A 12,435-nucleotide genomic window follows, 5' to 3' on the forward strand; every position below is an offset into this window, starting at 1 on the left:
GGATGGCGCGGTGGCCATTGACAGCGCCGCGGCGCGCGGATGACTGCTGGCGGAGGGTGCGCCAGCGCCCCTATGGGGTCGCGCTTCGGCGCCTGCGCTGGTGGCGCTTGGCCCGCTGCTGGCCGATGGTGCAAACCGGGTGGCGTCGCTGGGCCCTTGGCCGCGGGCGGCGACGGGCCAGCCGTCGATCCAGTCGATGCGGTCGAGCATGGCCAGGCGGCGCGTGAGCTTGTCCTTCACGCTGAAGTAAGGGTCGTTGCGGTCGATCGCGTGGTAGATCGTCCACCACTGCCCCGCCGCATCCTCGAACACCGTGTTATGCCCGCTCCCGACCCAGCGGTTCCCGTTCTGCGTCAGGAACAGCTCCCCGCCCGCCCGGTACCCCGCCATGTCATTCCCATGCCGGTCCAGGAACGGCCCTTCCGGCCGCTCCGAGCGCCCGACAAACAGCGCGTACCCCGTCAACGGCCCATTACAGCAGTCCGTGGCCGAGGCAAACAGGTAGTACGCGCCATCATGCCGCACGACGTCCGCCCCCTCGTACCGATTGGACGCGCCGACCATCGTCGCCGCCCCTTCGACGCGCAAGCCATCGCTGCTCAGCCGCTGCACAAAAATGCCGCCGCCATAGCTGCCGTAATAGATATAGCGCGTCCCGTCCGCGGTCCCGATCACCTTCGGATCGAAGGTCCAGTGGAAGCTGCACGCCTTGTCCGAAGCATCGTGCCGCGGCACCACCACCGGCGCAGGCGCCGTCTCCCACGGCCCGACGGGCGACGTGCTGGTCGCCACCGCAATCCCGCTATCGTTATCGCAACCGGCCGCACCGCCCGCCGCATCCGCGACATCCGTCACCGTGAAGTACAGGTAGTACCGCCCATTGAAATACTCCGGCTCCGGCGCCCACAGCCCGGCCTTGGCCGCTGCCACCGCAGGACGGGTCGCGAACGCATCGCGCACATAGTCCCAATGGACCAGGTCCGTCGAGCGGTAGATCGGAATCATGTGGAAGCGCCAGCCGTCGCCATCGCGCTCGGCGTGGCTGACCGGATCCATGGTGCAGTACAAGTACCAGGTCGGCGTGGCCGCAGCCGGGTCGCGCAGCACGGCCGGGTCGGCGCAGTTCTGGGCCAGCGCACCATCCGCCAGCCGCACCGGCAGCGGATTGTGATAGGTGGCCGGCGTGGCCGCGGCGGCGCCGGACCACACCAGCAGCGCGGCCGCCAGCGCGCCGCAGGCTTGGGCAAAGCGAGTTGTCATCATCGGACTATGGCACCATCGTCGGGCCGCGCACCACGGGGCGGCCGTCAACCCAGTCGAGCTTGTCAATGTACATGAAGCGGCGGCTGCCCTGTGTTCCGGATGCCAGCTCCTCCCACGCGTGATACGCGATCCAGGTCTGGTCGCCCACCTGAAACACGTCCTGATGACCAGGCCCGATCAGTTTTGGTTCCGCGCTGGTGCGGCTGGTGAGGAAGGGGCTGTCCGCCGCCGGCGTGCACGGACCGAGCGGGCCGGTACAGGTGGCGTAGCCGGTGGCGTAGGACGCGCCGGAATAGTCGTTCCCCGAATAGAACAGCAGGTAGCGTCCATCCTTGACGAACATGGACGGCGCCTCGATCACCCCGCCCTCCCAGGCGCGCTCGTTGGCCAGCAGCGGCACCGCGCTGCCCACCAGTGCCAGGCCGTCGGCACTCAGCTCCTGCCCGTAGATCCGGGTCTGCAAGCGGCAGCAGTTGCCGTCGCTCTTGAAGTACAAATACAGCTTGCCGCCGCTGGCCAGCGGGCTGGCGTCAATGGTGCCGCCTTCCGCCGTCTGGCACACCAGCGGCGCGCTGGCGTTGTCGACGAACGGTCCGGTGGGCGCTGCCGCCACCGCCGCGCCCACACACTGGCGGTCGCTCGCGCTGTCGTGCGCCGTGTAGTAGAGCACATACGAGCTGCCGATGCGGATCACCTCCGGCGCCCATACATTCGGATTGGTCGGCCGCACCCAGCGCGCCAGCATGGGCATCGCATCCGGCAGCGCGGTGAAGGTGCGCAGGTCGGTCGACCGCGCCAGCTGCACATGCTTGTTTTGGGAGTTGGTGGCGTAGGCGTAGTAGGTGCCCTGCTCCGCCAGCACGAACGGATCCGGGAAGTCGCCCAGCGCACTCGGTGCGGGAACCGGCGACTGCACCGGGGTGACACCGGGCGCGCTGACTTGCGCGGGCGCGCCGCCACCGCCGCAGGCCGCCAGCAGCGCCAGCGTCAGGATAGCCAGGGCTCCGGTCCGGCTGCTGGGCAGGGGCGCCATGCGGCCGTGGCGCCGCCAAGGGTGGAAGGTCATCGCTTACTCTCCAAAGTGGGCCGGCGGCAGGCCGGGGATATCCAGTTCGACGGCAAACAGGGCGCCGGCCAGGGGCTGGGCCGCCAGCTGGTCCGGGGTCAGGTCTTCCCGCGCGGTGGTGATGTAGAGGGTGGTGAGATGCGGTCCGCCATACGCGCACGACGAGGGCTGCGACACGGGCAGGCTGACGACTGCATCCAGCGTGCCGTCGGGCAGGTAGCGGCACACGCGGCCTCCGCCCCACTGGGCGATCCACACGCCGCCCGCGCTGTCGAAGGTCATGCCGTCCGGCGAACCCTCGGTGCTGGCGTCGAAGGAGCGCCACAGCCTGCGTGGCTGCGCCGGCGCACCCTGCCCGTCCAGCGGATAGGCGAACACCTCGGCCGTGTAGCTGTCGGTATGCAGCATGCGTTCGCCGTCCGTGCTGAAGGCGGGGCCATTGCAGATGTGGACATTGCGCTCATGCTCGGTGACCGTGATGTCGGGCGCGAGACGGAACAGGCGGCCCAGTGGGCGATGCTTCTCGATATTGTGCATGGAGCCGAACCACAGGTGGCCGTGGCGGTCCGCCTTGGCGTCATTCAGGCGGATGCCATGTGCGAGCCCGAGGGGCAGGTCCAGCGGTTCGATGCGCAGCTGCGGTTCCACCCACAGCCGCACCACGCGGTCCCGCAGCCCGGCCATGAAGCCGTCGCCATCGCGACGCGGAATCAGCCAGCAGATGTAGTCCGGCAGGGACCAGGTCTGGCGCGCGCCGTCCGCGGGGCGCCAGGCGTGCAGGTGGCCAGACATGATGTCCACGAAGTACAGCTTTTCCTCGGCGGCGGACCACATCGGCCCTTCGCCGAGTTCCGCCTCCACTGGCCATACGCAGCGGGCCTGATAGTCACGCGTCATGCATTCTCCTTGTTGTGGGTGCGCCAGCCGTCCACGAAGCGCCGGGCGGCGGCGCCAACGTCCGCGGCGTCCATGCCGGGTTTGTAGATGGCGGAGCCGATGCCGAAGCCATTGGCTCCGGCGGCGATCCAGGCGGCCATGCTGTCCGGTTCCACGCCGCCCACGGGCCAGACCAGCGTGCCCGCGGGGAGCACGGTCTTGAGGGCCTTGAGCCCGGCCTGGCCCAGGGCCTCCGCCGGGAACAGCTTGAGCGCGTGGGCGCCGGCGCGCAGAGCGGCGAAAGCCTCGCTGGGCGTCGCGACGCCGGGCACGCAGACCATGCCCGCCTTGACGGCGTAGCGAATGAGGTCCGGGTCGCAGTGCGGCGACACGAACAGGCGGCCGCCCGCGGCGCGCACGGCATCCACGTCGGCATTCGTAAGCATGGTGCCGCCGCCCACCAGCACATCGGGCAGGCCAAGGGCCGCGGTGGTGGCGATGGATTCGGCGGCGTGGGGCCGGTTGAGGGGCACTTCGAGCATGCGGATGCCCGCGCCATGCAGCGCCTGCGCCACTGCGGGCGCTTCCTCTGGCTGCAAGCCGCGCAGGATGGCGACGATCGGCGGCTGATACTGGGCGAGATTCATCTGCGAGACTCCTTCTTCATGAAGCGCCCGAGCGCGGCGCAATAGGCGCGGTCCGGGTCGATGATGCGGGTGCGCAGGCTGAAGTGGCGGGCGGCGTCCTGGTAGCGGGCGGCCAGCGCGGGCGAGCCGATGATCGCAAGCTCCGTCCCCGCAGGCAGCGCGCAGGCCGTGAACTCCGTGCCGATCAACAGGCCGCTCACGAAGGAGCGGGCTTGCGCCGCCGGCAGGTCGCCGGTGACCACGCGGGCCCGCACTGTGAACAGCGCGTGCGTAAGGGCGCCGCCCACGCGGGCCGCGGCCACGCCGCTATCGAAGGCCTGCGCATCGTGCTCCGCACCCGCCGCCATCAGCGCGGCCAGCGTGCCACCCTGCCCGAGCGCAGCAAACAGTTCGCCGGTCATATATGTCGACCATTGTGCCAGCCGTTCGCCTTCCAGCCGCGCCCATTTGCTGTGGGTGCCGGGGAGGATGAACCAGCCGCCCGCCGCGCCGAGAGCCAGGGCGCCCAGGAGCTGGGTCTCTTCACCGCGCATCACATCGACGCCGCCGTCCGCACTGGCGGGCAGGCGGTAGCCGGGGACAATGCCCACCGGCGCCTCCGGGCCGGCCAGGCGGGCGAGTTGGCGCGGTAGATCGGTGAGCGGGACGTCCGGCGTCAGGTACGGCACCTCGTGCCAGCCCTGGGCGCTGCCGACCATGCCGGACATGACGACCGGGGTCCCGGCGGGCACGCGCAGGTCACGACACAGGTCCGCCAGCGCCTCGGCAAAGCGGCCGCGCGCGGCCAGCATGCCGGTGCCGTCGGCGTGCTGGCGCAGGCACTGGCCGTCCGCGTCCAGCAGGTAGGCACGGCGGTTGGTGCTGCCCCAGTCTATGCCCAGCAAATACTCGCTCATGGTGAATGTCACGTTGCCATCGTCACAGCCATGATACGGACCGCGTGAGGCGCGATCCAATAACGAATCGCGGCGGAGGTATGCTGAATTGGTATTGCGCCGGACCCGCTGTGTGTCGGGGGCGCGGCGGTTCAGGGCCGGGGCGTCGGCGGATTGACGCCGCCCGCCTCGCGCAGCGCTTCCAGCATCGCTTGCGCGGACGGCGACAGGTGGTGGCGCTTGCGGGTCACGATGCCGTAGACGTCGGCGCGCAGGCCGAAGTCCATCGGCAGGACCGCGAGCTGGCCCGCTTCCAGATGGCTGCGTACCAGCTCCGGCGGCAGCGCCACCACGCGGTCGCTGTCCGCCAGCAGGCGCGGAACCAGCGACAGCGCCGAGGTCTCGACGATATCGTGCGGGAGCTCCAGCCCGCGCGCGACGAACATCGCCATCAGCTGCTCGCGCAGGCGGCCCGCCGAGGGCAGGATCCACGCGCCAGCCGCCAGCTCGGCCACCGTCAGGTCAGTCCGTGCCAGCCAGGGATGGCCCGCGCGCACGATCAGAGCATGCGGCTCGTCCGCCAGCGGTTCGAAATTGAGTTCCGCCGCAGCGGAGGGATCCAGGATGCGGCCGACCACGATATCCAGTTCGCCCGCGCGCAGTTGCTCGACCAGCACCTTGCTGGTATCGACCGAGACGTGGACTTCGATGCGTGGATTGAGCGTCTTGACCATCTGCACCGCGCGCGGCACCAGGGCGGTGGACGGCGTCAGGACGCTGCCCACGCTGGCGCGCCCGCCCACACCGGCCAGGCCCTGCATCACTTCCTGGTGGGCTGCGTCCATCTCGGCCAGGGCCGCACCGGCGCGCCGGATCAGGACCTTGCCGTACCACGTCGGCACCACGCCGCGCGGCAGGCGTTCGAACAGCGGCACGCCGAGCGCGTGCTCCAGCTCCCCGATCAGCTTCGAGGCGCCGGGCTGGGTGAGCCCCGCCGCTTCGGCCGCATGCAGGATCGACGGATGCCGCCCCAACTCCACGAGCAGCACCAGGTGCCGCGTCTTGAGATGGGAGCGGATGAAGCGGTCGGAGGGAGAACTGGGCATGCGCGGCGGGTATGGGACAGTCCCTGAATGGTAGAGGAGCGGATGCGCCAGCGTCAATGAGGCTGGGAGCGGGACTTTTGGCCGGGGCCGCGGCCGCGGCTCACCACTCCGCGACGCTGCCGTCGGCGTGGCGCCACAGCGGGTTGCGCCAGTCCGGCGCCGTGCGGCTGGCCTCCTTGACCGCATCCTCGTTGATCTCCACCCCCAGGCCGGGGAGCGGCAGCGGGTCGATATAGCCGTCGCACAGGCGGAAGTCGTCCTTGTTGACCACGTAGTCCAGCAGCTCGGCACCGCGGTTGTAGTGGATGCCCATGCTCTGCTCCTGCAGCACCGCGTTGTGGGACACGAAGTCCACCTGCAAGCAGGCCGCCAGCGCCACGGGGCCGAGCGGGCAGTGCGGCGCCAGCGCCACGTCGTAGGCCTCGGCCATCGCCGCAATCTTCACGCATTCGGTGATGCCGCCCGCATGCGACAGGTCCGGCTGCACGATAGCCAGGCCGCCCTCCGCGAACACGCGCTTGAAGTCGAAGCGTGAATACATGCGCTCTCCCGCCGCCAGCGGAATCGAGGTCGCATCGGCCAGGCGGCGGTACTGCTCCCATTGTTCGGCCAGCACCGGCTCCTCCACGAACAGCGGCCGGTAGGCCTCCAGCTCGCGCAGCAGCGGGCGCGCCATCGGTGCCGCCACGCGGCCATGGAAGTCGATGCCGAATTCGATCGAGTAGCCAAAGGCATTGCGGATCTCCGCGATGCGGCCCACCGCCGCATCCACCTTGGCCGCGCTGTCGATCAGGCCCAGCTCCTCGGTGCCGTTCATCTTGAAGGTGTCGAAGCCCGCATCCACCAGTTGGCCGATGCCGGCGATGATGTCGGCGGGACGGTCCCCGCCCACCCAGCTGTAGGTCTTCATGCGGTCGCGCACCAGGCCACCCAGCAGCTCATACACGGGCTGGCCGAGCACCTTGCCCTTGATGTCCCACAGCGCCTGGTCGATGCCGGCGATGGCGCTCATCAGGATCGGGCCACCGCGATAAAAGCCGCCGCGGTACATGGCCTGCCACAGGTCGTTGATGCGGGCCGGGTCCTGCCCCACCAGGTAGTGCGAGAGCTCGTGCACGGCCGCTTCCACGGTCCGCGCGCGCCCTTCGATCACGGGTTCACCCCAGCCGGTGACGCCTGCGTCGGTCTCCATTTTCAGGAACATCCAGCGGGGCGCGACGCGGTAGGTGGTGAGCTTGGTGATCTTCATGGCATGCAGGTTCAAGGTGATGCCGTGCAGTCTAGCCGCGCGCACCGCGCCGGATTTATACGATTTGGCGCGCGAGCTATGCGAAGTTGGCAAGCGTCCCGATGCCAGCAGCCGTTGACAACTGACCGCCGGTCATTTAATCTTGGATTTACTGACTAACGGTCATTTATTCAAGGAGCAGACATGGCCAAGCGGGACCTGGAAGGACAATGGGCACTCATCACGGGCGCCTCCAGCGGATTCGGTGTCGATTTCGCCCATCTTCTTGCGGCGCGCGGCGCGCATGTGGTGCTGGCCGCGCGCTCGCTGGAACCGATGCACGCGCTGGCGGCCGAACTGGAGCGCGCCCACGGGGTGCGCACCCAGGTCGTGGGCATCGACCTGGCACGGCCCGGCGTGGGTGCCGAACTGAAGGCGCGGCTGGACGCGGCAGGCATCGCCGTCGACATCCTGGTGAACAACGCGGGCTACGGCGTCTACGGGGATTTCCTGGACCACCCGCTCGCGCGCACGCTGGACATGATCCAGCTGAACGTCGCCACGCTGACGGAGCTGACCCACACCTTCGCCGCGCCAATGCGGGAACGCGGCCGCGGCAAAATCCTGCTCGTGGCCAGCATCGGCGGCTACCAGGCCACGCCGACCTACGCGGCCTACAGCGCCACCAAGGCCTACGTGCTGCTGTTCGGCGAGGCGCTGCACGAGGAACTCAAGCGCCATGGTGTGACCGTTACCGTGCTCTCCCCCGGCATCACGGCCACGCGCTTCCTGCAGGTCTCGGGCCAGCAGGCGACGCTCTACCAGCGCCTGGTGATGATGCAGAGCCGCCCCGTGGCGCGCATCGGCCTCGATGCCTTATACTCCGGGCGCGCCTCGATCGTGCCGGGCTGGCTGAATGCCCTCACCGCCTGGTCGAACCGGCTGATGCCGCGCGCCATCCAGCGCAAGATGGCATATCTCTTGATGAAGAACTGAAGGACACGATGGGCCGCCAGGCGTTGACCGACGACGCGCGCGAGGCGCGCAGGCAGGAACTGCTGGCCGCGGCGCGCCAGCTGTACCGCGCGCGCGGCACCTTGCCTCCGGTGGCCGACATCGCGGTCGCCGCCGGGCTGGCGAAAGGCACGGTCTACCTCTACTTCCGCACCAAGGAAGAGATTTTCGTGGCGCTGCTGGAGGATGCCTTCGGGCGCCTGTTCGCGCAGCTGCTCCCTGCCCTCGCTGCCCTGCCCAGGAAGAAGAGCGCGATCGCGCGCAGCTTTGCCCAAACCTATGCGGCCATGGTTGCGGACAGTGGCGATCTGCTGCCGCTGGCCGCCCTGGCCAACGGCGTCCTCGAACAGAATCTCCCGGTAGAGCCGATGCGGCGCTTCAAGGCCGGGCTGGCGCAAGGCCTGGCGCACGCGGGCCAGCAGCTCGAAGCGCACACCGGGCTGCATCCGGCAGGTGCCGGGGAGTCGCTGCTGCTGCAGACCTACGCACTCACGCTCGGCCTGTGGCAGGCGCTCAGCTATCCCACCGGCGTGCGCGCCCTGCTCACCGACGCGGGCCTGGATGGCCTGACCCGCGACTTCTCCGCCGAACTGCCGCTCGCCGTCGAACGGCTCTGGCTCGGCTACTTTCCGGCCGCCGCGTCCTAAGGCCGCGAGACCGTGACCGCCTTGCTGAAATCGACCCAGTAGCAGCGGGTGCTGCTGCTGTCGGTGCGCTTGTCGTCCACGCAGCGATCGTCCCATGGGATATTCGTGATCTGGCCATTCATGTAGAGGCGGATGCCATCCTTGGCTGTCCACTTGAGCTGCGAGCCATCGGGCCAGACGCGGAAGTCGATCAGCTGCACACCAGCGTCCACCGGGCCGTTGAAGGCCTTGGTGAACCAATAGTAGAACTTCTCGTTGCCGGTGCTCGAGTCGTTACCCGCCATGTGGTAGCTGTAGTACAGATAATAGCCGTCGCATACAGAGGCGGTACAGTGGGTCGCGTCGGTCTTCAGCACGCGGTACTGGACGCGCACGTAGGCGGTGGTGCCCACCATCTTCTCGACGGCCCAGCGCTGCTGCACCGGCTTGTCCGACTGGATGAAAAACCAGTCCGACCAGGTCAGCGTCCCGGTGCCGCCGCCGGGCGGCGTGCCGGTGCCCGGATCAGGATTGGTCCCTTCGCCCGGCAAGGGCAGCGGATCCACCGGCGTCAGGTCCTTGGTCGACAGTGGTGTGCCGTTCGGCGTCCCGTCGATCAAGTCCTGCAAGGTGCCCACATTCACGGGCTGCAGGAATTTGTCGTAGTTGGTGCGGTTGTCCAGCCCCGTATTCATGTAGGGGTTGTCGCCGATGGCCACGATGGAGCCGTCGGTCCGCGTTGCCATGACAGTGTTGCCACCCGCGGTAGCATGCGCGAAGCCGGAGCCCACCAGCGTGGGCTGGCGCGACACCACGTGCACGTACGAGTTGATCGTGGTATTCCATTTGCGCCCCACGTTCCCCCAGACCCACAGGGTGCCATCCTGCTTGACGCCAGCGAGGATGTTCGAGACCGGAGCGATCTCCTTGAAACCGCTGCCGACCTGGGTCAGTTCGGCCGATATGGTGGCCGTGTCCCACACATCGCATCCCCACTTCCAGAGCGTACCATCCCGCTTCAATGCCAGCACCGAGCAGCCACTGGCCGACACCGACTGGAAGCCAGTGCCCAGCTGGCGCGGCGTGCGTGAGTCGTACAGCACCTTGCTCCCGTTGGAGAACCGGCCCCAGATCCACAGGCTGCCATCGGTCTTCACGCCTGCGGCGCCGCCGTAGCCGACGGAGACATCCGCATAGCCCGTCTCCAGGCGGACCGGGTCGCCGCTGTACGGCACGTCGTTCGAGATGCCCAGGTTATGGTAGCCATCTTCCCCCCAGCCCCACACGCTGCCATCGGTCTTAAGAGCGAGGGTGGTGTAGCCGTTCGTTGAACACTTCGCATATCCGGTGCCGACCAGCGTGGGCTCCACCGAGTACCAGTCAAACTGCGACTGGATCGTCACCGGCGGGTGGCCCAGAACCCCGGAAGTCCGCTGCCCCCACATCCACAGCGTGCCATCACTCTTGATACCGCCGCTGACGTAGGTGCCTGCGCAGGCATCGACATAGCCCGTCCCGACCAGGTAGGGCACGCGCGAGACCTGGCCATAGCTGCCATTACCCCATTCCGCGTGCCCGTTCACGCCCCAGGCCCACAGGCGCGACTGGCTATCGATGGCCAGCGTGTGGAGGCCCGAGGTCACCATCTTGCTGAGGCGCGCCACACTGGCCCAGGCGGTCAGGGTGGCCTGGATGGACTGGGCGATCGCCTGGGAGTCCGTGGTGCTGGTGATGGCCGTCAGCACCGCGCGCGCCTTGGCCGCGGCGGCGTCGCCGTCATAGGACGATTCCAGCTTCTGGGTCACCAGGGCGGAGGTGAAGTCGGTCCCGGCCTGCACCTTCTTGTTGACGGTCGATGCATCGGCCAGCCCTTGCGGCGTGGTGTTGGCCAGCGCCCCGGCCATGATCGCGAGGGCCGCATTACCCTTGCTCAGGCCATCGCGGTCGATCTTGCCGCGCCAGTAGTTCAGGCCATCCGTGTCGGGTGCGCGGCCGAGCACATTCTGATACACGCCGTTGAGGAAGGTGGTGGTGTCGGTGCCATACAGGCGCTTGGATTCGTCGCTGAAGCCGAATTTGTCGATCTCGGCGCGCACCCGCGCGTCCTTGCCATAGGCATCCACCAGCTGCTGGATGCCGGTGGGCGCGCCGATCGCGGCCAGCGAGGCCTGGAAGTTGGCCAGCCCGCCCACATCGGCGGGCCGCCCGAAATAGGCGATGTAGAGCTGCTGGACCACCGGGGTGTAGCGCGTGGCCGGCGCCTGCTGCTGCGAGGAGCCGGACATGGTGGCCCCCGCGCGCACGGCGGTGGCACTGCCCAGGCTCTGGGCCTGGTCGCCCCCGCAGCTGGCCAGCAGCAGCGCGCTCAGGGCGGCCAGGAGGGGACGGGAGGAACGTGTATACATATGCAATTCTCGTCAAGGACATCGGCCTGCGCGATTGTAGGGAGGGTCCTGCGGCGGGTACATTCCCCATTTGGGGTATGCAACAACAGTGCTGGACCCGCCAACCTATAGGTCGACACATGAACATTCCCCGATCTCCCCTTCCCCCGCTTGGCGGCTGCCGCTGGAGACGGGAAGGCGCTGCTGAGATGCGCAGGGGGCGCAATGGGCACAATTGGCGATGATCCTGAGCGGAGCGCGATCGGCACTGGCCGGTGCCGTCTTCCTGTTCCAGGCGCAGAAGCCCGCGCTGCCGTCGATTGCCACGGTGGCCGGCTACGCGGGCTTCGGTGCCTTCTACTTCCTGCTGTCGGCGGCGGCGCGCACGTTCAAGGCCTGGCGCGCCGTGCCTCGCTAGGGTAGCGTCGACAGGTTGACCGTTGGCTGCTGCCCGGTGGCCGGCCGCGAGAAGGTCTGGTTGATCGGCACGTAGGCCGCAAAGAAGCCGCCATTGCGCAGATAGAAGCGGCCGTTCTGCACCCCACCCGCATAGTCCATCCGCTGCGCGTTGGCGGCGGTGGCGTCCCCGGTGAAGCGCGCGGAGGTCAATTCGCTCCAGGTGCCCGCCGTGGTGCGGGCCCACTGGTTCCCGTACTGGACGCTGCGCTCCATGTAGCCGTTGTCCGGATTGAAGTTCTCCAGGAAGGAGTACACGCCCGCGAAGTAGGTCGTGGTGGCGGGCCTCTTCCAGGTCGCGATGAAGCGCCAGGTGGCTGTCTCCGGCGTGTAGAACCAGGCCGAGAAGTCCGTGCCACCTGCCCCATCCGGCTGCGCGCGGGTGAGGAAGCGGTAGGTGTTCCCCGCGGTCCAGTTGTACAGCAGGTAGGACTGGCCGCCGGTGCCCTCGCCGCCAAAACCGTTGTCCACCACGTTCGGACCCTTGCGCACCAGCGTCGTTTTGGCGCCGCTGTCGGCGTCCCACCCGGAGAACAGGATGCGGGGCTCGGTCGCGGAATTGACCTGCATGCCCGCGTAGCCGCCATTGAAGCCGTTGGCCATGAAGTAGGAGCCGATCTTGTCCTGCCCCGTGGGCACGGTGACTTCGTTGTAGAAGTATTCGGTATTGGCGGGCACCGTGTAGCCCATGGGCCTCCTGCTTGGACGGCTGCTGCATGGTGTGAGCGGGGGCTTGATTGGCGTGGTGGTGCCGCTGTACCTGGCCGAATCGCTGCACCCGTCCGCGCGCGGGCGCGGAGCGGCCCTGTTCCAGCTGCTGCTCACCGCGGGACTGGTGGCGGCGGCCGTCATCGGCTGGGCGCAGGCCCGCGAAGTGGACGCCGTCGCCCGGGC

Annotated in this window: 12 protein-coding genes and 1 pseudogene; 4 read left to right on the forward strand and 9 right to left on the reverse strand. The window is 68.4% G+C overall.

What is annotated here, in order from left to right:
- The 7 genes from E4L96_RS07330 to dgoD form a co-directional block, all read right to left on the reverse strand.
- Nucleotides 1–1,263 (reverse strand): family 43 glycosylhydrolase (locus E4L96_RS07330; protein ID WP_167758624.1); only part of this gene is annotated, 1,263 nt, incomplete at its 3' end.
- A gap of 4 nt (nt 1,264–1,267) precedes the next feature.
- Nucleotides 1,268–2,329, reverse strand: coding sequence for a glycoside hydrolase family 43 protein (locus tag E4L96_RS07335; protein ID WP_135206562.1), 1,062 nt, complete (start codon nt 2,327–2,329; stop codon nt 1,268–1,270).
- Between the two features lie 3 nt (nt 2,330–2,332).
- Entirely contained in the window at nt 2,333–3,226 is an 894-nt protein-coding gene (locus tag E4L96_RS07340) for an SMP-30/gluconolactonase/LRE family protein (RefSeq protein WP_135206563.1), read from the reverse strand.
- Nucleotides 3,223–3,852, reverse strand: a complete 630-nt coding sequence (locus E4L96_RS07345; RefSeq protein ID WP_135206564.1) for a 2-dehydro-3-deoxy-6-phosphogalactonate aldolase — start codon at nt 3,850–3,852, stop codon at nt 3,223–3,225. The genes E4L96_RS07340 and E4L96_RS07345 overlap by 4 nt, the downstream gene beginning before the upstream one ends.
- Nucleotides 3,849–4,760: a 2-dehydro-3-deoxygalactonokinase gene (locus tag E4L96_RS07350; protein ID WP_229414282.1), complete on the reverse strand. Its 912-nt coding sequence runs from the start codon at nt 4,758–4,760 to the stop codon at nt 3,849–3,851. Before E4L96_RS07350 ends, E4L96_RS07345 begins: the two co-directional genes overlap by 4 nt.
- Before the next feature lie 119 nt (nt 4,761–4,879).
- Entirely contained in the window at nt 4,880–5,833 is a 954-nt protein-coding gene (locus tag E4L96_RS07355; RefSeq protein WP_135206566.1) for a LysR substrate-binding domain-containing protein, read from the reverse strand.
- A 100-nt stretch (nt 5,834–5,933) separates the two neighbouring features.
- Nucleotides 5,934–7,082, reverse strand: a complete 1,149-nt coding sequence (gene dgoD / locus E4L96_RS07360; protein WP_135206571.1) for a galactonate dehydratase — start codon at nt 7,080–7,082, stop codon at nt 5,934–5,936.
- A gap of 183 nt (nt 7,083–7,265) precedes the next feature.
- Here dgoD and E4L96_RS07365 point away from each other — a divergent pair, with 183 nt between their 5' ends.
- Both E4L96_RS07365 and E4L96_RS07370 read left to right on the forward strand, forming a co-directional pair.
- Entirely contained in the window at nt 7,266–8,057 is a 792-nt protein-coding gene (locus E4L96_RS07365; protein ID WP_135206567.1) for an SDR family NAD(P)-dependent oxidoreductase, read from the forward strand.
- 8 nt (nt 8,058–8,065) lie between these two features.
- Nucleotides 8,066–8,722 (forward strand): TetR/AcrR family transcriptional regulator, encoded by a 657-nt coding sequence (locus E4L96_RS07370; protein WP_135206568.1) that lies wholly within the window; start codon nt 8,066–8,068, stop codon nt 8,720–8,722.
- Here E4L96_RS07370 and E4L96_RS07375 read toward each other — a convergent pair.
- Nucleotides 8,719–11,106, reverse strand: a complete 2,388-nt coding sequence (locus tag E4L96_RS07375) for a DUF4214 domain-containing protein (RefSeq protein WP_135206569.1) — start codon at nt 11,104–11,106, stop codon at nt 8,719–8,721. The two genes, E4L96_RS07370 and E4L96_RS07375, sit on opposite strands and share 4 nt — an antisense overlap.
- Nucleotides 11,107–11,302: 196 nt before the next feature.
- Between E4L96_RS07375 and E4L96_RS07380 the strand changes: the two are divergent.
- A pseudogene (locus E4L96_RS07380) lies at nt 11,303–11,503 on the forward strand (hypothetical protein); the annotation flags it as partial.
- Here E4L96_RS07380 and E4L96_RS07385 read toward each other — a convergent pair.
- Nucleotides 11,500–12,231 carry a DUF3472 domain-containing protein gene (locus tag E4L96_RS07385; RefSeq protein ID WP_135206570.1) on the reverse strand — a complete coding sequence of 244 codons (732 nt, stop codon included), beginning with the start codon at nt 12,229–12,231 and terminating at the stop codon, nt 11,500–11,502. The pseudogene E4L96_RS07380 and the gene E4L96_RS07385 overlap by 4 nt on opposite strands.
- Between E4L96_RS07385 and E4L96_RS07390 the strand changes: the two genes are divergently transcribed.
- The coding region (locus E4L96_RS07390; RefSeq protein WP_220433404.1) for an MFS transporter at nt 12,230–12,435 on the forward strand (206 nt) is incomplete at its 3' end. The two genes, E4L96_RS07385 and E4L96_RS07390, sit on opposite strands and share 2 nt — an antisense overlap.

Origin of the sequence: Zemynaea arenosa (genome assembly GCF_004614185.1) — a bacterium.
In the GTDB taxonomy this organism is placed as follows: Bacteria; Pseudomonadota; Gammaproteobacteria; order Burkholderiales; family Burkholderiaceae_D; genus Telluria; species Telluria arenosa.